26 protein-coding genes are annotated in these 20,562 nt (G+C 32.7%); all 26 read left to right on the top strand.

Going from position 1 to position 20,562, the window contains the following annotated elements; all coding sequences use genetic code 11:
• Positions 1–96 precede the first annotated feature (96 nt).
• The 26 genes from ABI125_06640 to ABI125_06515 all read left to right on the top strand — a co-directional run bounded on the left by ABI125_06640 (position 97) and on the right by ABI125_06515 (position 20,471).
• Complete coding sequence (locus tag ABI125_06640) at positions 97–285, top strand: hypothetical protein (protein XCF07529.1); 189 nt, start codon at positions 97–99, stop codon at positions 283–285.
• Positions 286–643: 358 nt separating this feature from the next.
• The gene (locus tag ABI125_06635; protein ID XCF07528.1) at positions 644–1,897 is read left to right on the top strand and encodes a hypothetical protein; all 1,254 of its coding nucleotides are present in this window, start codon (positions 644–646) and stop codon (positions 1,895–1,897) included.
• Between the two features lie 2 nt (positions 1,898–1,899).
• The gene (locus ABI125_06630) at positions 1,900–3,546 is read left to right on the top strand and encodes a hypothetical protein (protein ID XCF07527.1); all 1,647 of its coding nucleotides are present in this window, start codon (positions 1,900–1,902) and stop codon (positions 3,544–3,546) included.
• Positions 3,547–3,688: 142 nt separating this feature from the next.
• Positions 3,689–4,459, top strand: a complete 771-nt coding sequence (locus ABI125_06625; protein XCF07526.1) for a hypothetical protein — start codon at positions 3,689–3,691, stop codon at positions 4,457–4,459.
• A 147-nt stretch (positions 4,460–4,606) separates the two neighbouring features.
• Positions 4,607–4,978: a hypothetical protein gene (locus ABI125_06620; protein XCF07525.1), complete on the top strand. Its 372-nt coding sequence runs from the start codon at positions 4,607–4,609 to the stop codon at positions 4,976–4,978.
• Complete coding sequence (locus ABI125_06615; protein XCF07524.1) at positions 4,978–5,847, top strand: exonuclease domain-containing protein; 870 nt, start codon at positions 4,978–4,980, stop codon at positions 5,845–5,847. Before ABI125_06620 ends, ABI125_06615 begins: the two co-directional genes overlap by 1 nt.
• A 165-nt stretch (positions 5,848–6,012) precedes the next feature.
• Complete coding sequence (locus ABI125_06610; GenBank protein ID XCF07523.1) at positions 6,013–6,636, top strand: GIY-YIG nuclease family protein; 624 nt, start codon at positions 6,013–6,015, stop codon at positions 6,634–6,636.
• Positions 6,637–6,812: 176 nt separating this feature from the next.
• Positions 6,813–7,337 (top strand): hypothetical protein, encoded by a 525-nt coding sequence (locus ABI125_06605; protein XCF07522.1) that lies wholly within the window; start codon positions 6,813–6,815, stop codon positions 7,335–7,337.
• A gap of 157 nt (positions 7,338–7,494) precedes the next feature.
• Entirely contained in the window at positions 7,495–7,989 is a 495-nt protein-coding gene (locus ABI125_06600) for a hypothetical protein (GenBank protein XCF07521.1), read from the top strand.
• Between the two features lie 166 nt (positions 7,990–8,155).
• Positions 8,156–8,851, top strand: a complete 696-nt coding sequence (locus ABI125_06595; protein ID XCF07520.1) for a hypothetical protein — start codon at positions 8,156–8,158, stop codon at positions 8,849–8,851.
• Positions 8,832–9,014: a hypothetical protein gene (locus ABI125_06590; GenBank protein ID XCF07519.1), complete on the top strand. Its 183-nt coding sequence runs from the start codon at positions 8,832–8,834 to the stop codon at positions 9,012–9,014. The genes ABI125_06595 and ABI125_06590 overlap by 20 nt, the downstream gene beginning before the upstream one ends.
• 168 nt (positions 9,015–9,182) lie before the next feature.
• Positions 9,183–9,707: a hypothetical protein gene (locus tag ABI125_06585; protein ID XCF07518.1), complete on the top strand. Its 525-nt coding sequence runs from the start codon at positions 9,183–9,185 to the stop codon at positions 9,705–9,707.
• Between the two features lie 173 nt (positions 9,708–9,880).
• Complete coding sequence (locus ABI125_06580) at positions 9,881–10,387, top strand: hypothetical protein (protein XCF07517.1); 507 nt, start codon at positions 9,881–9,883, stop codon at positions 10,385–10,387.
• A gap of 160 nt (positions 10,388–10,547) precedes the next feature.
• Complete coding sequence (locus tag ABI125_06575) at positions 10,548–11,135, top strand: alpha/beta hydrolase (GenBank protein ID XCF07516.1); 588 nt, start codon at positions 10,548–10,550, stop codon at positions 11,133–11,135.
• A gap of 77 nt (positions 11,136–11,212) precedes the next feature.
• Positions 11,213–11,557 carry a hypothetical protein gene (locus ABI125_06570; GenBank protein XCF07515.1) on the top strand — a complete coding sequence of 115 codons (345 nt, stop codon included), beginning with the start codon at positions 11,213–11,215 and terminating at the stop codon, positions 11,555–11,557.
• A complete protein-coding gene (locus ABI125_06565) occupies positions 11,557–11,940 on the top strand; it encodes a hypothetical protein (protein XCF07514.1) in 384 nt (127 codons plus the stop codon). Before ABI125_06570 ends, ABI125_06565 begins: the two co-directional genes overlap by 1 nt.
• A gap of 121 nt (positions 11,941–12,061) precedes the next feature.
• Positions 12,062–13,312, top strand: a complete 1,251-nt coding sequence (locus ABI125_06560; GenBank protein XCF07513.1) for a Shedu anti-phage system protein SduA domain-containing protein — start codon at positions 12,062–12,064, stop codon at positions 13,310–13,312.
• A gap of 572 nt (positions 13,313–13,884) precedes the next feature.
• Entirely contained in the window at positions 13,885–14,472 is a 588-nt protein-coding gene (locus ABI125_06555; protein XCF07512.1) for an alpha/beta hydrolase, read from the top strand.
• A 77-nt stretch (positions 14,473–14,549) separates the two neighbouring features.
• Positions 14,550–15,161: a hypothetical protein gene (locus ABI125_06550; GenBank protein XCF07511.1), complete on the top strand. Its 612-nt coding sequence runs from the start codon at positions 14,550–14,552 to the stop codon at positions 15,159–15,161.
• Positions 15,162–15,310: 149 nt separating this feature from the next.
• Complete coding sequence (locus ABI125_06545; GenBank protein ID XCF07510.1) at positions 15,311–15,844, top strand: hypothetical protein; 534 nt, start codon at positions 15,311–15,313, stop codon at positions 15,842–15,844.
• Between the two features lie 159 nt (positions 15,845–16,003).
• Positions 16,004–17,770 (top strand): AAA family ATPase, encoded by a 1,767-nt coding sequence (locus ABI125_06540; GenBank protein XCF07509.1) that lies wholly within the window; start codon positions 16,004–16,006, stop codon positions 17,768–17,770.
• A gap of 222 nt (positions 17,771–17,992) precedes the next feature.
• On the top strand, positions 17,993–18,349 hold the full coding sequence (locus ABI125_06535) for a type II toxin-antitoxin system RelE/ParE family toxin (GenBank protein ID XCF07508.1): 357 nt from the start codon (positions 17,993–17,995) through the stop codon (positions 18,347–18,349).
• Positions 18,339–18,629 carry a helix-turn-helix transcriptional regulator gene (locus tag ABI125_06530; GenBank protein XCF07507.1) on the top strand — a complete coding sequence of 97 codons (291 nt, stop codon included), beginning with the start codon at positions 18,339–18,341 and terminating at the stop codon, positions 18,627–18,629. The genes ABI125_06535 and ABI125_06530 overlap by 11 nt, the downstream gene beginning before the upstream one ends.
• 165 nt (positions 18,630–18,794) lie before the next feature.
• A complete protein-coding gene (locus tag ABI125_06525) occupies positions 18,795–19,604 on the top strand; it encodes a hypothetical protein (protein ID XCF07506.1) in 810 nt (269 codons plus the stop codon).
• Positions 19,605–19,819: 215 nt separating this feature from the next.
• The gene (locus ABI125_06520) at positions 19,820–20,113 is read left to right on the top strand and encodes a type II toxin-antitoxin system HigB family toxin (protein ID XCF07505.1); all 294 of its coding nucleotides are present in this window, start codon (positions 19,820–19,822) and stop codon (positions 20,111–20,113) included.
• A gap of 1 nt (position 20,114) precedes the next feature.
• On the top strand, positions 20,115–20,471 hold the full coding sequence (locus tag ABI125_06515; protein XCF07504.1) for a helix-turn-helix domain-containing protein: 357 nt from the start codon (positions 20,115–20,117) through the stop codon (positions 20,469–20,471).
• Positions 20,472–20,562: the final 91 nt, after the last annotated feature.

Here is a 20,562-nt window from a genome sequence, read left to right as displayed (position 1 = left end):
CCGTTGGCAACAATTTAGCCAAAACGTTGAGAAACTTAGAACTTAATGTAACAAATACTTTAATTGAGATACTAATTATTTAAAATCTAAAATCAAATGAAAAAAATAACGAAAAGAAGAGCATTAATTTTATTATCAATTGGAATGATTGTAATTTCAACTTCACAAATTGTATCTCAATTTTTTGAATTACCTGATTTTGCGAAGGGTTCTTTTATCGGAATTGGAATAGGACTTTTAATTACCTCTTTAATTTTTGGAAATTTCAAAACTGTTCGTAATTAGAATCGAACAAAAGCGGAATTTCATAAAATAGGCGGAAAGAATAAACCTTTTTTTTAATTATACTGACCAAAATCAAACAGACAGAATTAAACATCAGCTCAGAAATAATCTAAAGAACTATTTTCGGAATCTGAATTTTAAAAAGTATACGGAAACTAAAATATTATTAGTTACGAAAAAAACTGTTGCCAACAATGTATAACCGCAATTACGGCGGATTCGACTACGTCCGAATCCACTCGGAATTGCTAAAGCCTGTGCTTAACCGAAAATCATTAATTTAATCCCGTAACTGACGGTTATACGAGACCGTTGTGCGCAATTACGAAATAATTACTAACCAAATAATAAAAGAAACATGAAAAGTAAATTCTTGACAATTATCACGATTTTAATTAGCTCTATTATTTATGGGCAAGATATTTTTGAATTAGGCTCAAATGACCCGAATAACCCTCAAAAATTATTAATCGAAGATGATGGTATTATTGGAAAATCTGGTCAAACGCTTTTAATAAGTGGATTTGTAGAAATTAGTCATAAAGATGAAAATATTTATGCTGATAATGCTAGAAGAATATTCTTAAAATTTGATAAAATAAAATTTGAGAACAATGGAATAATATATACCAAAAGTGATTTAGGACTCTATCCGACCAAATATCTTGGCGGTCATGTCAAGATAAAAAGTATTAGAGGTATTTTAGGAAAATCTGGTCAAACAAATAATACACAAGCACCACCAATAACCCAAAAGGCTCAAAGTGGTGGAAATGGTAGCAATGGAAGAAGTGCAAGTTGTGGTACTAAGTGGGATGGTTTAGTCCCTGAATTTTATAATAAAGGCTGTCATAATGGTGGTGCAGGCGGAAATGGAAAACATGGTGCGAAAGGCAAAAGAGGTTCTGATGGTGGCAATGGAGAAAATGGAACACATTCATCGAATATTTTAATCGAACTGAATAAAATTACACTTGATGAAAATCTTAAAATAGATATAGAAGCACAAGGAGGAGATGGCGCCAACGGTGGAGACGGACAAAAAGGTGGCGTAGGTGGTGAAGGTGGCAACGGAGGTCGAGGTGGAAATGGTGGAAATGGGAATGAATGTGGCAGGTCAGCTTGTGATGGTGGAAGAGGCGGAAATGCTGGAAACGGTGGTGATGGTGGTGATGGTGGAGACGGTGGAAATGGTGGTCGTGGAGGCAACGGAGGTCTTATAGAAATATATTTTAGCGAACCAAATATGCAAGATTTTCTTTTTCAAGGAATAGATAAGAAAGTAGTTGCTAAGTATAAAGGTGGAAAAGGTGGACGACCTGGTATAGGAGGTGAAGGAGGCGAAGGTGGAAGCCCTGGTAGTAGAGGTTGCGGTGGCGGAAAAGGTCATGCAGAAGGTATTCCAGATATATGGCAAGACAATGGTGATAATGGAGGATGTGGAAACACAGGTGCTAAAGGAAATATTGGACAAAGAGGTAAAAATGGAAAATGGGGTGAACCAGGACAAGATGGAAAATTACGACATTCTAATTACAAATATGTAGAAGAAAGAAGTACTGATTTCTTTAATATGCCTAATAAAACAGAAGGAAAATATATAATTATTTAATTATGAAAGTTCAATTAATCTTTATTTATATCTTTATAGTGTTTGTTGCAAAATCATATGCCCAAGAAGATATAACTATAACTTATGACCCCTCAACAAATTTACATCTTGGTGCAAGCATAGATTATAATTCTATATTTGATTCTAAGCAAGACTGCTTCACGAGTTCAGAAAAGGAGTGGATAGACGGAGGAGCTGTAAAAACGGAAGTATCTTCACTTTTTATATCTTCCTACAAAGAAGTCAGTAATGATTTTAAACTTTCTTATCATTCTGACATTAAATCGACATTAAACTTAAGTGATGCAGTAAGTGGTGGTGGTTCTTTAACATACGACTTTACCTTAAATCACTATTTTAAGAATATCTCGAATTCAATTTACTTTGTGGTTAAAGCAGAGACAAGCCATGGAAGATTAAAGTTAAAAGATAATAGTCTTAAATCGCAATTTCAAAAACTACTAGATGATGGTAATTTTTCAGACTTTATTACAAGGTGTGGTACACATTATGTTAGGTTCGAAACAAGAAAATCTTCTGTGTATGCAATTGTAAGCATAAGTAATATTGAAAAGGAAATCAAAAATCATATAATTTCTAAATATTCAGCAACAGCGAATATCAAAGCTAACGGTTTTGGTTCAGTTGATGCTAAAACAAAACTTGATATAGATAACCTTTTCAAAGAAATTTCCAAGCATGGTCGTGTAGAAATAACATATTTAGCTCAGGGTTCTGAAGGCATCAAGTCATTCAGTCCTGTTGTAACAAGTTCAAGTTCGATTAAAATAAGCGAAATTTTAGAAAACTTAAGTACAACCTTAGCTGATTTTGATAAAGATAAATCAGCACCTGTGGATTATAGATTAGCTTCATTTAAACCTTTTGGCTTATTAAATCTAACCTTAAAAAAAGATAAAGTGACATTCTTGGAAAGAACACAAATAAACCTCAATACTCTATATGATGCCTATAATCAAATACAAGTAATTAAAGATGAAAGGTTTGATGATTACTTGCTTTATTTTAAGGAATTTGAAATTAAGCTAATTGATAGAATTAAGGAAAGCATAAGATTATTAAAAGATTGTTACTATGAAGATAAATTTGATATTTCAAACATACCAGATGATAAAGCATTAATTGATGAAATAGTTTGGCCCTCAAGTATATTTGACAATATAGAAGTCGAATATCATCCATTTTATTCAGAAGGAATAGATAAAGATGGTAATCGTAGTCAAATATTGACTTCGCTGTCAATTACAATTTCAGGACAAATTAGACATTCTGATTACTATAAAAATATGATTCCTCTTCATTTTACTGAAGATTTGGAACTTAAGCCTACTAATGGTTATGAAACAAATGAAAACAATCCATCAATCGGCACACCATTTATTCCTGAAAACAAAATAAAATCAAGACCTTTTTTACTAAGAATAGAGACTTTTAATTTAGATATTATTCCAAATAGTTCTTCTGGTCTTATTTTAATTGATAATATTATAACTAAAAAACACAAAGCCTTAACGGAGCGTTTGATAAAAAGGAAATATTTAGTCAATATAGAAACTATGGATGGCAAATATTTTAACCAACCTATAAAATTTAACTTTTCCGAAGGAGATGTTGAAATGTCAAGATAACAGCGCACAACAATGTGTATAAGTAATAGCGGTTTAAGTGATAAAACGAAAGACAGACCATAAAATAAAAGTCGGTAATTAACTGAAAATTTACTGAGTAGGAATCCGCTACTACTCATACACTTTACCGTTCTACGCAATTATGAAACAAACATTATACATATTAACAATCTTCTTTCTGACAATAAATGTTCACTCACAGAATGAAAAATCCGAATATATTGGAATATACGGAGATTTGATGGATGTTAATGGAAATTTTAGTGGAACAGAGTTGGAATTAAAAGCAGATGGAACTTTTAAATTAAGAACAACAGATTATGTTTATCCGCAGACCTTTAAAGATTATACAAACGAAGGAAAGTGGATTTTAAAAGATGGAGAGGTTATTCTAAACCCAGATTTACAAAAGCGAGAACCAACTGTTAATATTACCGAAGAACGAATCGGACTTAAAGACTCAATAGAAATTAAAGTCAATCATTATGTTGAGCTTTATGAAAACCAAAATTTGACTGAAAAGAAAAAAACGGAATTTGAATTACTAACTCTGTACTTTAACAAAAGAAGAAAATACAAGCATTTAACAAGAGAATGGTTAAAAGAAGGGAGTTGCGCTTGGGCGCCTCGTATAAGAAACAGAGTGAATTTGGACTCGACAAATACTTTTAGAATAGCAAAAAAAGATATTGAGAAAATCGGAGTTTACACTTACGGATTTACAGATTTTATAGAACTGAAAACTAAAAATAAAGAATCTGATTTTTTCCAAATAGATGTTATAATTCCTATCGACAAAGAAAGAATGCCGAGAAATAAAAAAGTAATTATAAAAGGAAATCGAGCTTATTTTTATGAAATAAAAGGAAAAGTAAGTAAGTCGCTGAATAACCTATGGAAAAAAACTGCGTAGAACACCGTGTATAATTCATTGCTAGTACTCGCCTACTTACGAAAATCCTCGCGGATTTTCTATTCGGTTTGTATTTGCTAATTTAGTTGCTGAAACACGCAACGAAATCATACACAAACACGTTAGGCAAAATTAAAACCAACAACAATGACAAGAATTTATAGAAGTTTTTTAGAACCCGATAGAGAGAATTTGACTTGGGAAGAAACTTGGAAACGAGAAGACAAAGGCTTGATTAAGAATTATGAAGTTGGTAGAGCATTAGCAATAAAAGAACCTGAATTAGCTGAAAAAGCAAAAAGAGGAGAATTGCCTGTACTTGGATATAAAGGCGGAGTTGAAAAAGCTTTAAAGAAAAAAGAAAAAATCGGAGCATTAAATTACATTGCTAAATGGCAAGCTCTTCGAGGAGAAGACTTAAATATTGATATGGACGAGGAAATGATATTGACTTGCTCAAAAACAAAAGTGAGAGTTACGTTTACAATGGATTTAGAAAAATTAAAAAATGCTAACTAATGGACTTTTTAGCTATTGACGTTGAAACTGCAAACTCTGATATGTCATCAATTTGTCAAATTGGTTTTGTGATTTATGAAAACGGTCAAATAAAGAAAGAATGGTCAAGTCTACTAAACCCAGAAGATTACTTTGATTTTTGGAACGAATCAATACATAATATTACAGAAGAAGATGTTGTTGACAGTCCAAAATTCCCAGAAGTGTACGAGTTTCTTAAACAACATTTGGAAAATTACATTTGCGTTTGCCACACTCATTTTGACCGAGTTTCAATAAATCGAACTTGCGAAAAATACGGACTTCCTTCAATCCAAAACAGTTGGATTGACACAGCGAAAGTTTCTCGAAGATGTTGGGAAGAATTTGCATACAAAGGATATGGACTTGCGAATGTTTGTAAAAAATTGAATTTCTCTTTTAATCACCACGATGCTTTAGAAGATGCTAAAGCTTGTGCACATATTTTAATTTCCGCAATTAAAGAAAAAGAGAACACCATTGATGATTGGCTTATAAGAGTAAATAATCCTATTCTAGCAAATGCAAAAAATTATAGTGATTCCATTTCAAAAGAGGGAAATCCAAATGGAAATCTATTTGGAGAAATTTTAGTGTTTACAGGTTCATTACAAATTCCAAGAAGAGAAGCTTCACTACTTGCATCTGAAATTGGTTGTAAAGTAGTAAATGGAGTTACAAAGAAAACAACTCTTTTAGTGGTTGGAGACCAAGACATAAGTAAACTTTCGGGAAAGGAAAAAAGCTCGAAACACAGAAAAGCAGAAGAACTGAAAAATAATGGACAGAACATCAGAATATTAAAAGAGTCTGACTTTGTCGCATTGTACGAATCGAATAAAGAATAAATTAAAAATAACTTTGCCTAACAATGGCTATAAGTAATTGCTTGTTCTCGCCTACTTCTGAAAATCCTTGCGGATTTTCAGCTTGGTGTGTACTTGCAAAATTAAGTGCTAACCCACGCAACTACTCATAGCCGAGACCGTTGTGGGTAATACGAGAAAAACGAAATGGCAGGATTAACAAGCGAACAAATTAGATTTTTAAAAGAGCAAAAAGTACATCCAAAATATGTATTCGATGCTGATGGACTTTCAAAATCCGAATATCGTGTGATTATGAAAGAACTGAATAAATTAGTTGCTTACAATGTTACACCTTGCCAAAAAGAGGGACATACTTTACGAACCAGAAGCGGACATTGTTGTCAATGCAATGCAGCGACATTAGGATTTCAAAAAAGGAATGACTCTGGTGGAATAGTCTATATCGCTGGAACTTTGACTGGCGAACTTGTGAAAATTGGATTTTCAAAAGCAGTAGAGGTCAGAGCTGAATCACTTAATCGAACTAAATACGCTGGATTTAATGACTGGAAAGTACTTTATGCTCTGAAAAGTAAAAACGCTGGACGAATAGAAACCAAAGCGAATTCATTACTTCACGAATATGCCTTTTCGGTTGACTATGAACACGATGGACATTGGCAAGATTCGTATGAAACTTATCATTGTGCATATTCAAAAGCAAAAGAATTTGTTGAAAAAGCATTTCAATCAGAAAATTACAAGATTGAAATTGAAAGAAATAGTCCGACTGACAAATATGAATTTAGGAACTTAAAGAAAATATAAACTGGAAAAAGTACTACCCACAACAATGTATAACCGCAATTACGGCGGATTCGACTATGTCCGAATCCACTCGGAATTGCAAAAGCCTGTGCCAAACCGAAAATTAACACACATTAACCCGTAACTGACGGTTATACGAACCGTTGTGTGTCATACCCAAAAACCGTGAAAACTGAATGAAATTAAAGAATATAAATTTGAATTTATCTTTTTTTGGAATATTAGTTCTAATGGTTTTGGTGTCTTGTAATAATGGAGATTATCTACAAGAATATCAGAATTACAATGAATTCAGTGAAATTGAAAACCCAAGATTAACAGGTTGGTTTCCGGTCGAATTAATAAAATCTGATGCGCAGAATATTAAAAACATATCCTATTTAAGTACAAAATGTGTATTTGGAGTTTTTGATTACGAAAATGAGGAACTCTATAGCTCAATCTTTGATAAAGAAAATCATATTGACAAAACCTACATTGGAATTTTCCACTCACAAATCGAATTAGTAAAAGACATTTTTCCTGAATGGTTTCCGAGAATAGAATACTGGAGGAGTATAGACTCTGGAATAATACTTTTTGATAATTGTTATGCTGTAAAAGACTCGAATAAAAAACAGATTTATTATTTCCATCCAGAAGAAGAAAGCACTCGATTCAATGGAAAAATCTATCCTGGAATACGAAATACAATTAGATGAAAAAGTACGAACACACAACAATGTATAACCGCAATTACGGCGGATTCGACTACGTCCGAATCCACTCGGAATTGCTAACGTCAGTGCTAAACCGAAAATTATTAACTTTAAAACCGTAACTGACGGTTATACGAGACCGTTGGCACCAATTTGAGAAATGAACAAAACGACTTTATATTTTGGAATAATTATGGTTTTGGCAATCTGCATTTATTTCCTGACAACTTCAAACTTTGAGAAATCAACTAATGACAAATTTAACTTTGGAACTTTTGCTATTGAATTACCAACTGACTGGAAAAAAATTGAATTTAATGGTATTGACAGCTATGTTGGCGGAATTACAAACGGAATTGACTCGTTGACTTTTGATTATGGCTGGTACTCTTATTCATTAAACGAAGAGAATAAAGAAAATCAACTTTTCGCAACGGACACTATAAATGGAAAAATCGCTTATCTGACCAAACCGAAAACAAATGGAAATGGAACTATAGGAATTTATATCGAAAAAGCCTACAAAGACAACCGATTTAATTTAATCGGTAAAAATATCAAAAATGAAGAACTGATTTTGAATATATTTAAATCAATAAAATTTAAAGATAGTGACACGTCAATAAACTCAAAACAAATTGAATTTACAGAATAAAAATAAAAAAACTGGTGCCAACAATGTATAACCGCAATTACGGCGGATTCGACTGCGTCCGAATCCACTCGGAATTGCTAACGTCTGTGCTTAACCGAAAATCATTAACTTTAATCCCGTAACTGACGGTTATACGAGACCGTTAGGCACAAGCTGAAAAAACAGAATGATAGAAAATAACCAACTAACCATAAAATTCGGCGGAGACGGAAATATCAAAGTTGAAACTCTGACTGAATTTTTAGACAACTACAAACAATTACTTTACTTAATCAATAATGAGTTAGGTTACAATCCTAACGATATGATTATTGAAGTTTCACCACCCGAAAATGGAAGTTTCAAAATAAAACTAAAGTCAAAGTATAAAGATTTGATTTTAGAAAAAATGGGAGACTTGACTGTTGGAACATTAGTTGGACTTCTGATTTTATTCGCAACAAACGCAACTCAAAACAAAACGGAAGAAGAAATAAAACAAATTTTGGAAGACAAACAGATAGTTGATAAAGAACTACCTAAAATAATTTATAATGTTTCTCAAAATTCTGGTGCTAATCAAAAAATTCAACAGACTTTTATAATTGTGAATAAAGATGAAAATGTAAAAGATTTGAAAATAGAACAAGAAGAAAGAGAAGTAATAAATATTAACAGAACAGAATTTCCAAAATTTATCGACCAAATTGAAACACAAGAAATTGAAGAACTGCCAGAATCTGACATTCTAACTGATGAAGCAACTTTAATCATAAAAACCATTCACTTTGAGGGACACGCAAAATGGGCTTTTGTTTTTAGAGGTTATCCAATAAAAGCCTCAATAAAAGATGCCGACTTTTTTGAACGGCTCAAAAAATGAAGCTTTTAGGAAAGGAGATGCTTTGAAAGTAACCTTGTCTCGAAGACGAAATTTTGACGAAGATTTACAGACATATATTATTGACCAAAACAGTTATGTGATTGAAAAAGTATTTGAACACATATCAAAATCAGACAATCAAAATAGACTGAAATTTGAATAAAAGCCAGTGCCTAACAATGTATAACCGCAATTACGGCGGATTCGACTACGTCCGAATCCACTCGGAATTGCTAACGTCTGTGCTAAACCGAAAAACATTAACTTTAAACCCGTAACTGACGGTTATACGAGACCGTTGTGTGTCATACCCAAAAACCGTGAAAACTGAATGAAATTAAAGAATATAAATTTGAATTTATCTTTTTTTGGAATATTAGTTCTAATGGTTTTGGTGTCTTGTAATAATGGAGATTATCTACAAGAATATCAGAATTACAATGAATTCAGTGAAATTGAAAACCCAAGATTAACAGGTTGGTTTCCGGTCGAATTAATAAAATCTGATGCGCAGAATATTAAAAACATATCCTATTTAAGTACAAAATGTGTATTTGGAGTTTTTGATTACGAAAATGAGGAACTCTATAGCTCAATCTTTGATAAAGAAAATCATATTGACAAAACCTACATTGGAATTTTCCACTCACAAATCGAATTAGTAAAAGACATTTTTCCTGAATGGTTTCCGAGAATAGAATACTGGAGGAGTATAGACTCTGGAATAATACTTTTTGATAATTGTTATGCTGTAAAAGACTCGAATAAAAAACAGATTTATTATTTCCATCCAGAAGAAGAAAGCACTCGATTCAATGGAAAAATCTATCCTGGAATACGAAATACAATTAGATGAAAAAGTACGAACACACAACAATGTATAACCGCAATTACGGCGGATTCGACTACGTCCGAATCCACTCGGAATTGCTAACGTCAGTGCTAAACCGAAAATTATTAACTTTAAAACCGTAACTGACGGTTATACGAGACCGTTAGGTGCAATTTGAACAAACAGAGAACTCTAAATTGAAAACCAGAATAACAATCATACTTTTAATCGGATTCATAAATCTCGGTGTTGGACAAAACCGAAAGGAAAGAGATTATGCGAATTATAAATCTCTAAATTTAGGAGTTGGATATAGTTACAGCTTTGGAGACCCTAATGACAAAAACTTCCACCTACTTGATATCGGAATCAACAATACAATGTACGGAGGACTGCATGGAGGCGGATTTCAATACGGAATAGGAACCGAAATCGGATTGAATACAGAAAAGTTCACTATTGGACCAAAAATAAGTGGACTTATAAATCTAATGGGAATTGCCATTGGAACAGAATTGGTGACATATACGGACTTTAATAATTGGACTTTAAGACTCGTACCGTTTTTTGGGTTTAGTGGAGAAAAAGGTAAACTGACCATAAATCCCCATGTGATTTTGACAAATAAAAATTTTCAGCCAATCGATAGAGGACTTATAAATCTGACCATTAACTTAAGTTTAAATAGAGAAAAAGTAGAATAAAAACTGCACCTAACACCGGCTATAGTTCATTGCTTCTGACTTTCCTCTCGGAAAGTCCTCGCAAATTTGCTATCTTCGGTTTACGGCGGAAAATCCTCGCGGATTTCCCGCAACGAAACCATAGCCAAACCGTTGTGGTGCATTTGACAAAATATCGTTTATGAAAGAAAGATTAATCATAATTTCAGACTTGTGGGGTCGAGAAAAATCTGAATGGTTAATAAATTATACTCGAATTTTAGAAGCAAAATTTGATATTGAGTTTTACGATAGTTGCGAACTTGGAGAAATAGACAAAACAGAATACAGTCAAACTAACTTGCACAAACAATTTATTGAAGGCGGAATTGAAAAAGCAGTGAATAAACTAATTGAAATTGAAAAGCACTCGATAAATATTTTAGCATTTAGTTTAGGTGGAACTATAGCTTGGAAATATGGAATTAGAAGTGGAAAAATTAATTCTCTTGCCTGTGTGTCTTCAACTAGATTAAGAAAAGAAACTGAAAGACCTAATGGAAGCCTAAAACTGTTCTTTGGAGAAAATGATGAGTTTAAACCAGAAATGGAATGGTTAGAAAAGATGGAATTGGAATACAAAATATTATTGGACAAAGGGCATCAAGTTTATTGTGAACCTGAATTCGCTAAACAGTTAAGTGAAAAAATAATAAAAACGACACCACAACAATGTATAACCGCAATTACGGCGGATTCGACTACGTCCGAATCCACTCGAAATTGCTAACGTCAGTGTTAAACCGAAAATCATTATCTTTAATTCCGTAACTGACGGTTATACGAGACCGTTGTGGTGCATTTGAGATGAACATATTTACAAGAAATAAAGAGTTGAACTTTTCAGAGGAAAACATTGAGTCATTGACCAAAAGTGTGACTGAATTAAAGGACCTTTTGACCAAAATAGGAACAAGTCTTGGACAACAAGAATTGACAAATGTCCTAGCTTCTGCTATGAAAAAGGATTCCGTACTTTTCAAAAAATACGTTTTGACTAATGAACTTTTTGGTGGAGCTGGAGCATTATGGGAATTGTATTGTGGAAACGATAATCTTCAATCTGAATTTCAAAACAAATTCAATAATTTTTGTAGAGATTTAATCAAAATCGGAATTAAAAACCGCAGAATTAAGCAAGTAATGTGGTAATGGATAAAATTAAACTGGAAACGGAATCGTATTTAATTAGCGGAAAAGAAAATGAACGCTTCTTCCCTTTCTTGGAATTGGAATTCAATGAAAACGTAATTTATGAAAATGATATTCCAAAATACTATTTAAGCTTTTCGGACGATTTAAAAAACGCTCACGGAATTGGAAATTGGATTATGGCTGATTTGGAGAAAAACGGACATAATTTAAGAGATTTAATTGTCGAGTTAGGTAACGCATTGAATTTGAAATGGGACATTTTCTCAAGCAATGTTGGAAATCAAATTGAGAACAGTTATCAAACCGAAGAAGTTGAATTAGAAATACTGAATGACAAAACAATTGAAAAAATAAAAACGACACCACAACAATGGCTATAAACAATTGCTATTACAGGCTTATCCTGAAAATTCCTGCGGAATTTTCAGCTTGCTGTGTACTTGCAAAAGTCCGTACTAAAACACGCAACTGTTCATAGCCGAGACCGTTGTAACCAATTTGATGGAACATCCTCATACAAATAAAAAGCTACCGAAAGAAGAGACTAATTTAGTTCTCTCAATTATGAATGGGATAAATGAAAACTATTGGCTTCCATTATATAAATATCTTGAAAAAGAAACTGAATTAATAAAAACATTTCCTGCTTTATTATTACAACACGAACATATAGTAATTTATATTGGGAGAACCCATTTGGCAATTGAATATTTTGGACCAGAAAAAACAAACAAACTTCCCGAATCAAGAGGTGTGAAAGTTACTCACTATGATTTCGCAGATTCAAAAACAAATCTACTTGAAGATATTATAGGATTTAAATTTGAGAGTACTGCAATTCCTTTTACAATGCCAATTCCGCCTTATTCAGAAGATTTAGTTTATCCAACAAATAAAGGAATGGACAAGTTAATTGAATTAAAATGGAATTGGATGGCTCAAGATTCAATTATGGGAATTAACAGTCCAGGTTTTCACGTTCCTGAAAAGCAGTTCACTCGAATTGTTAACGCAAGATTTTTTGACGCTGATGAAAATGGTTTAAAAACTCGTCACATAAAATGGCTTGATTTTCTGCCAATGGAAATTTTCAATGAAACTGAAAAAACACATGAAATAAAAGTTTCGTTAACTGAATTAGCATCATTGGTTGAACACGATGCCCATTTTAAATATCCATTACCACCAAAAGACGATTATAAATTCAATAAACTTCCTCAAATCAATAGATTTATTGAATTGATAGGCAGTTCCAAAACGACTGAACCAAAACTGACAAAGTTTTTAGAACAACCTGAGAACAAATTCATACTTACTATGGGATTTCTTTCAAAAGAAATCCATCCACAACTTTTACTAAAATGGCAATCAGAGGAAAAAAATGATATTCAACCAGATTTTCTAATTGTAAAGCCAAATGGATATGCAGATATTGTTGAGTTTAAGTTGCCTGATATTAAATCTAAAACAGTAGTTGGAAAATCAAATAGAGAAACTTTTTCAGCAGAAATTAACGCATACATTTCGCAAACAAGAGTTTACAAAGAATATTTTGAAGACCCTAATAATCGAAAATGGATTAAAGAAAAATATAATATCAATATTAGATATCCGAAAAGATATTTAGTAGTTGGTAGAAGATGGGACTTTTCAAATGATGTTTGGAAAGAAATAATTGATGATTATAGAGATATTGAAATTATAACTTTTGACGATTTAGTTGATGGTGTAGTTTCACAATTTTATATGTAAAAAAACTGGTTACAACAATGGCTATAAGTAATTGCTTGTTCTCGCCTACTTCTGAAAATCCTCGCGGATTTTCAGCTTGGTGTGTACTTGCTAAGTTTCGTGTTAACCCACGCAACTACTCATAGCCGAGACCGTTGTCCACAATAGCGGCCGACATCACTCGGACGGGTCAAAACTTAAACGCAAAAAACCAAGCGGACAACAAATAATTACGCGGATTCTCACTCTTGCCGGTTAAAATTTAAAAATAATGCGCAAAAGCCCTGACCGACAAAACCTTGCGGACAAAAAAAACACTCAAAACCTTAAAAAAGGAACTTTTAAAAAAACGGCCGACATACACATCCGACATCACTCTTGCCGTTAAAAAAAACAGAAACGCAAGCAGACCTGCTCACTCCTATGGGCCGCTACTGATAAACAACAATGGCTATAAACCATTGCGGCGGAATTTTCTGCCGAAAATTCCAACATTATTGCTATATTCGTTCTTCGGCGGACAAATCCTGCGGATCCGTCCGCAACGGATGTATAGCCGAGACCGTTGTGGTGCATTTGACAAAATATCGTTTATGAAAGAAAGATTAATCATAATTTCAGACTTGTGGGGTCGAGAAAAATCTGAATGGTTAATAAATTATACTCGAATTTTAGAAGCAAAATTTGATATTGAGTTTTACGATAGTTGCGAACTTGGAGAAATAGACAAAACAGAATACAGTCAAACTAACTTGCACAAACAATTTATTGAAGGCGGAATTGAAAAAGCAGTGAATAAACTAATTGAAATTGAAAAGCACTCGATAAATATTTTAGCATTTAGTTTAGGTGGAACTATAGCTTGGAAATATGGAATTAGAAGTGGAAAAATTAATTCTCTTGCCTGTGTGTCTTCAACTAGATTAAGAAAAGAAACTGAAAGACCTAATGGAAGCCTAAAACTGTTCTTTGGAGAAAATGATGAGTTTAAACCAGAAATGGAATGGTTAGAAAAGATGGAATTGGAATACAAAATATTATTGGACAAAGGGCATCAAGTTTATTGTGAACCTGAATTCGCTAAACAGTTAAGTGAAAAAATAATAAAAACGACACCACAACAATGTATAACCGCAATTACGGCGGATTCGACTACGTCCGAATCCACTCGAAATTGCTAACGTCAGTGTTAAACCGAAAATTAACGCATATTAACCCGTAACTGACGGTTATACGAGACCGTTGGCAATAATAAAAAATGAATCCACGCAGACTATCTTTATTTAAGGAAAAAAAAGGATTTTATATTTCGCCAGAAAACATTATTGCAATTGTTTGGTTTGGAATAATTTTTCTTCTTTATTATCTTAAAAATTCTTTAGGATACAATTTTAAAGGAATTGAAACTGTAATACTTATACTTGGAACTTTATATATAATTGGATTATTGGTTAGTACTTTTTTTAGATACGAAAGAGAAATAGGAGAATATTGTGGAAGAATATATTTTTATGAAAATCATATTAATATTGAAAATATTGACTACAGACTTGACGAAATTAAAAAGTTGGAATTTTTCTCAACTTATGATGTTAAAGGGAATTTTACAAATCACCTTTTGGAGTTTGCTCCTCATTTATCTAATGGTCTGAGCAATCGTTTTATTTTGAATTTAAAAAATGGAAAACAAATTGAATACAATTTTTTGCAGACACAATCTGAACAAATTAAGTTTTATAAAGACGTTTTAACAAACTATCATAAAAATGGAATAATTAGCTGGTTGGAATTATTGAATGTTTTAAACATTGAGGATTATGATGAAATTCAGAAATTTAAAAAACAGATTACTATTGCCAACACTGTATAAAATTAATTGCTATTTTAGTGCTTAAACAAAGTTAGTTGCATTTTTGCTACTTCTGATTTTCCTTCGGAAAATCCTCGCACACAAAAACGCAACTAATCTTATACGAGAAACGTTGTGCATAATTTGAAAAACGAACCGAATTCAAGAAAATGATTAAATATTGGAAAATAAATAAAGTAAATAATTTAAGTGAATTTTTGATTTTAAACAAAGATTCCATTTGGATTTCAAAAATTGATGAAAGTGAAATCTCAATTGATAAAGCGATTGAAGAAAAAAAACTATTTGGAAAAACTAAGTTTTATAAGTTTTCAGATTTTGAGAATATAATGTTTGATGAAGATAACTTCAATTTAATACTAAATTATCTAACTGATGATGACGGAAAAAAAGAGAAATCAATAAAAATTGACATTAAAAAAGCTGACTATAATGATTTTAAAAATCATCTTTTACCAATTTTCAAAAACTCTGAACTGACCGACTTGTCCTTTTTCGACAAAAACAAACCGATTATTTTTTCATTATTAACTACAATAGGAATTGCAATATTTTTAATAATAACAATTGGCTTATCACTAAAAACACTCGGAATTTTATTATTAATGACTATCGTAGAAATTGTAGTAATTAAGAGTCTTTTGAAAACACCTAAAAACGGAAAAATATTAAAGATAAATTAAAAAAACTATGCACAACACCGTATAAAAATAATTGCGGTTTAGTGCTAAATCAAAGGTCGTTGCGTGTTTGTAACGTCTGATTTTCCTTCGGAAAATCCTCGCATACAAACCCGCAACTATTATTATACCAAACCGTTGTGCATAATGTAAAACCAACCTATGAGCCATAAATTAACAACCATAGAAATTCAGAACTTCAAGTCAATTATTGCAATTGAATTTGAACTTTCTGAGTACACACCATTAGTTGGTTATAATAATGCAGGAAAATCCAATATTCTTGAAGCGATAAAATGGGTATTACGCAAAAGTTCACTTAAATCAACTGATTTTAATGATGTTAATAGTCCTGTTATTATGACAGCGAAAATAGACGGTATTAGTGAAACAATACTTGAAAATTTAAATGCTACTCATAGGCAAAGAATTGAACCTTTTTTAGACTCAGAGTCACTAACCATAAGAAGAACTCAATCAACACCTAATGCAACTGCTGCGCAAATTCGTTTAGAAGTTCTTAATCCTGAAGACGGACAATGGCAATCTAATCCAACAGGAATTGACAATGCAATTAAAGATTTATTTCCAGAACCAATACATATTGGAGCAATGGAAAATTCAGAAGAAGATGTTAGCAAATCAAAATCGGGAACAACAATTGGAAAATTGCTTTCAGAAATAATTGGTCCTATAGAAGAACAATATGGTGACCAATTGAGAACAGTTTTGGATGGACTTAAAAATGTTTTAGATGCAGACGGAGAAAATAGAGCTACTGAATTGAGTGAATTTGACCAACAAGTCAATGAAAAATTAGATGCATTTTTCCCTGACATTAATGTTAAGGTTCACGTACCAACACCGGAACTTAAAGAGGTATTTACAAAGGGAACAATTAAAGTTTATGAAAACCAAAGTTTAAATGGCACAGATGTTTCTGCGTTGGGACACGGAGCTCAACGTTCAATTCAGATGACTTTAATTCGACATCTCGCTGATTTAAAAATAGCATCTCAAGAACAAACAACTACCACTCTATTATTAATAGATGAGCCTGAACTTTATTTACATCCTCAAGCAATAGAGATTCTACGAGTTTCTTTGAAAACACTTGCTAATCAAGGATACCAAATAATATTCACTACTCACTCACCATTTATGATAACCGAAAAAGATGTGGCTAATACAATCTTAATTAGGAAAAACTCAACACTTGGAACACATAAACGTAGTTCTTTAAAATCAGCAATACCACAAGTAGAACAAGAGGCTCAACATCAATTAACATTACTATTTGCTTTGAGTAATTCAAGTAACATTTTATTCTCTGAACGAGTGGTTTTGACAGAGGGAAAAACAGAAAAGAGGCTTGTTCCATTTTTAATAGAGGTAATCACAAATAATACTCTTGGCACACATAAATGTGCATTGGTAAAACAAGGAGGTTCAGGTAATACACGAAAATCTAAAATGGTTCTTGAAATGATGGATTTACCTTGTAAGGCTATAGTTGATTTAGATTACGCTTTTAAACACGCAGTTGATGACGGGTTTTTGGAAGCTGACGATGATGATATAACAGCTTGTATCGCAGAATTAACATCTATTGCAACACCAAATGGAATTACACTAGATAATGGATTACCAACAAATAGAAATAGTTCAATGTCAGCAGCAGAAGCTTTTGCCCTTCTAGCACAACAACCAAATATTCAAACTAACATTGAAAATTTAAAAACCAAATTACTAGCTGAAAATATTTGGATTTGGAAAAAAGGAACTATAGAAAAGCATCTCAATTTAACAGGCAAAACAGAATCTGTTTGGGCAAATTTTGTGAACGATATTGAAAACGATGGAATTGAAACAACTTTACCAAATGACCATACGGAAATTACAGAATGTATAAATTGGATATTAACTTAAAAACACTATGCACAACAATGGCTATAAGTAATTGCTTGTTCTCGCCTACTTCTGAAAATCCTCGCGGATTTTCAGCTTGGTGTGTACTTGCAAAGTTAACCGCTAACCCACGCAACTACTCATAGCCCAACCGTTGTAAAACATACCTAAAGAACGCTCGGAACTCAAAAAATCAACTTCTGAAATTTTGAAAATAGTAACTTTTAAGTTACATTTGTCTTGATGGACAAAGTTAGGCTAGTAATACAATACAAGAATTATTTTGAGGAATTTCTACTTGCTCAGCCGAAAAAAGTTCAGGACAAGATATTTAAGGTCATTGAAATAATCGAAACCTATCAGCACGTACCGAAAACATATTTGGCACCAATGAAAAGTCACAAAGGACTTTATGAAGCTCGAATAAAATTAGGTTCGAATATTTGGCGAGTTTTTTGCTTCTTCGATGAAGGTAAGTTAGTAATCCTTTTAAACGGATTTACAAAAAAGACGCAGAAAACACCGAAAAAAGAAATCGACAAAGCTGTTCGATTAATGAAAGAGTATTACGAAGAAAAAAACAAAGGCAATGGAAACTAAAAGTTGGAAAGACATAAAAGACACAGTTTACGGAAAAAAAGGAACTGAACGCAGAGACGAACTCGAAAGAGATTTTGAATCCTTTAAAATCGGATTGCTTTTACGAAACGCACGTGAGGAAAAAAATCTGACTCAAGAGCAACTTGGCGAATTGATTGACAAGAAAAGAACTTACATTTCACGTGTGGAAAATAACGGCAGCAATCTGACCTTAAAGACCTTATTTGACATTGTTGAAAAAGGACTTGGCGGGAAAGTGAATATATCAATTGAAGTATAAAAAAGTACGTTTTACAACAATGGCTATAAGTAATTGCTTGTTCTCGCCTACTTTTGAAATTCCTGCGGAATTTCCAACTTGGTGCGTACTTGAAAAGTTAAACGCTAACCCACGCAACTACTCATAGCCGGAGCCGTTGTGGTGCATTAAAACGGAACGCAAAAAATGAGCAATCTATCGAACATAGGTTTTGATATTCAAAATGAAGAAGACTTTTACTCTTTAGTTGAAAGAGCATACGAAAAGTCCTCTCGGATAAAAACTAAAAAAGGAAGTTACTTTAAATTTTCGGATGAATCTGGAGCGCAGTTATGGATTCAAATGAATGGTAAAAATGAACTTATTGGTGCAAATCCTCACTTTGAAGGAAAGAGTAAGAGAAAAGTATCTCTCACAGCATCTATTGACAGACAAGAAAGCATTTTAGACGGAGCCTTTCATTCTTGGGCTGACCCTTTGGAAAAAGATAATCCTGAAAGTGGTTCTTATCCTTTTGTTTTTGATGTCCCTGACCACAAAAAATATGAAGAAATTGAACTTCCGCAAACTGTGGAGATACAATTATCTGCATTTGCACAGGAGTTTGATTATTACGAATCAGAAGATGCTTTTTCAAACGGACAAGTAGGAGAACCTAAATGGGCTTCACAATCATTTGTTCCAAGTGGACTTTTTAATCCAGGCGAAGGAGAAGACCCAAACCCACCAGAAGCATTTGGACTATTTGCTGGAATAATAAGAGAATCGGAAAAAAGAAAAAATTTGTTTACAGGTCAAGAATTCTATTGGATGTTGATTGATACTCTTGGTGGAGAAATTGACGTAATTGCAGACCTTAGATATTTCGAGAATTCAGAACCTAAAAAAGGCGGAGTAATTCACGGACAATTTTGGCTTTCAGGTTGCTTATTGTCTGAACCTAAATTATCTGAAAAAAGAAAAAAAGGATTTTTAAATAGAATATTTGGAAATTAAAAATAACGACACCACAACAATGGCTATAAGTAATTGCTTGTTCTCTCGTACTTCTGAAAATCCTCACGGATTTTCAGTTTGGTGTGTACTTGCAAAGTTAAGTGCTAGCTCACGCAACTACTCATAGCCGATACCGTTGTAAGTAATGCCGAAAAAAAATCAAAAAGTTATCATTTTGGTAACTTTTTTATTATATTTGCATCAAATAGAAAAATGTGAAAATATTTTCGAGAGGAACATTACGTGAATTTTGGTTGAAACACAATGATTGCGAATTACAATTGAAAACTTGGTATCGAGAAACGGAAAAATCTAATTGGCAATCCATCAACGAACTGAAATCTGAATATCCGAGTGCAAGTATTTTAAAAGACAATAGAATCGTATTCAACATTAAAGGAAATGACTATCGATTAATTGTAAAATTCAATTTTGAGTACCAATTAGCGTGGATAAGATTTGTCGGAACTCACGCCGAATATGACAAAATAAACGCAAACGAAATTTGAAATGGAAATAACACCTATTAGAAACGAAAAAGACTACCAAAAAGCGCTTGAAAGACTTGAAGTGATTTTTGACGCAAAACGTGGAACCAAAGAAGGAGACGAATTGGAAATACTTTCGGTGTTGATTGACAACTTTGAGAGTGATAAATTCCCAATAGAAATGCCTGACCCAATTTCTGCCATTAATTTCAGAATGGAACAGATGGGACTTAAACAAAAGGACTTGGTGGAATACATTGGATTTAAGAGTCGAGTGAGCGAAATAATGAACAAAAAACGCAAACTGACTTTAGAAATGATAAGAAAATTAAGTCATAACTTAAGAATTCCAACTGAAATTTTGATTCAAGAATATTAAAAAGCACTACTTACAACAATGGCTATAAACAATTGCTATTACAGGCATATTCTGAAAATTCCTGCGGAATTTTCAGCTTGTCGTGTACTTG

This window comes from Tamlana crocina (assembly GCA_040429635.1).
GTDB classification, from domain to species: domain Bacteria; phylum Bacteroidota; class Bacteroidia; order Flavobacteriales; family Flavobacteriaceae; genus Flavisericum; species Flavisericum crocinum.
The sequence above is the reverse complement of the archived record's forward strand: the minus strand, read 5'-3'. Positions and strand labels throughout refer to the sequence as shown.

What these genes read in the sequence shown, in the direction of transcription:
- ABI125_06640 (XCF07529.1), top strand. Translation starts at nt 97, where the DNA reads ATGAAAAAAATAACGAAAAGAAGAGCATTAATTTTATTATCAATTGGA.
- ABI125_06635 (XCF07528.1), top strand. Translation starts at nt 644, where the DNA reads ATGAAAAGTAAATTCTTGACAATTATCACGATTTTAATTAGCTCTATT.
- ABI125_06630 (XCF07527.1), top strand. Translation starts at nt 1,900, where the DNA reads ATGAAAGTTCAATTAATCTTTATTTATATCTTTATAGTGTTTGTTGCA.
- ABI125_06625 (XCF07526.1), top strand. Translation starts at nt 3,689, where the DNA reads ATGAAACAAACATTATACATATTAACAATCTTCTTTCTGACAATAAAT.
- ABI125_06620 (XCF07525.1), top strand. Translation starts at nt 4,607, where the DNA reads ATGACAAGAATTTATAGAAGTTTTTTAGAACCCGATAGAGAGAATTTG.
- ABI125_06615 (XCF07524.1), top strand. Translation starts at nt 4,978, where the DNA reads ATGGACTTTTTAGCTATTGACGTTGAAACTGCAAACTCTGATATGTCA.
- ABI125_06610 (XCF07523.1), top strand. Translation starts at nt 6,013, where the DNA reads ATGGCAGGATTAACAAGCGAACAAATTAGATTTTTAAAAGAGCAAAAA.
- ABI125_06605 (XCF07522.1), top strand. Translation starts at nt 6,813, where the DNA reads ATGAAATTAAAGAATATAAATTTGAATTTATCTTTTTTTGGAATATTA.
- ABI125_06600 (XCF07521.1), top strand. Translation starts at nt 7,495, where the DNA reads ATGAACAAAACGACTTTATATTTTGGAATAATTATGGTTTTGGCAATC.
- ABI125_06595 (XCF07520.1), top strand. Translation starts at nt 8,156, where the DNA reads ATGATAGAAAATAACCAACTAACCATAAAATTCGGCGGAGACGGAAAT.
- ABI125_06585 (XCF07518.1), top strand. Translation starts at nt 9,183, where the DNA reads ATGAAATTAAAGAATATAAATTTGAATTTATCTTTTTTTGGAATATTA.
- ABI125_06575 (XCF07516.1), top strand. Translation starts at nt 10,548, where the DNA reads ATGAAAGAAAGATTAATCATAATTTCAGACTTGTGGGGTCGAGAAAAA.
- ABI125_06570 (XCF07515.1), top strand. Translation starts at nt 11,213, where the DNA reads ATGAACATATTTACAAGAAATAAAGAGTTGAACTTTTCAGAGGAAAAC.
- ABI125_06565 (XCF07514.1), top strand. Translation starts at nt 11,557, where the DNA reads ATGGATAAAATTAAACTGGAAACGGAATCGTATTTAATTAGCGGAAAA.
- ABI125_06560 (XCF07513.1), top strand. Translation starts at nt 12,062, where the DNA reads ATGGAACATCCTCATACAAATAAAAAGCTACCGAAAGAAGAGACTAAT.
- ABI125_06555 (XCF07512.1), top strand. Translation starts at nt 13,885, where the DNA reads ATGAAAGAAAGATTAATCATAATTTCAGACTTGTGGGGTCGAGAAAAA.
- ABI125_06550 (XCF07511.1), top strand. Translation starts at nt 14,550, where the DNA reads ATGAATCCACGCAGACTATCTTTATTTAAGGAAAAAAAAGGATTTTAT.
- ABI125_06545 (XCF07510.1), top strand. Translation starts at nt 15,311, where the DNA reads ATGATTAAATATTGGAAAATAAATAAAGTAAATAATTTAAGTGAATTT.
- ABI125_06540 (XCF07509.1), top strand. Translation starts at nt 16,004, where the DNA reads ATGAGCCATAAATTAACAACCATAGAAATTCAGAACTTCAAGTCAATT.
- ABI125_06535 (XCF07508.1), top strand. Translation starts at nt 17,993, where the DNA reads ATGGACAAAGTTAGGCTAGTAATACAATACAAGAATTATTTTGAGGAA.
- ABI125_06530 (XCF07507.1), top strand. Translation starts at nt 18,339, where the DNA reads ATGGAAACTAAAAGTTGGAAAGACATAAAAGACACAGTTTACGGAAAA.
- ABI125_06525 (XCF07506.1), top strand. Translation starts at nt 18,795, where the DNA reads ATGAGCAATCTATCGAACATAGGTTTTGATATTCAAAATGAAGAAGAC.
- ABI125_06515 (XCF07504.1), top strand. Translation starts at nt 20,115, where the DNA reads ATGGAAATAACACCTATTAGAAACGAAAAAGACTACCAAAAAGCGCTT.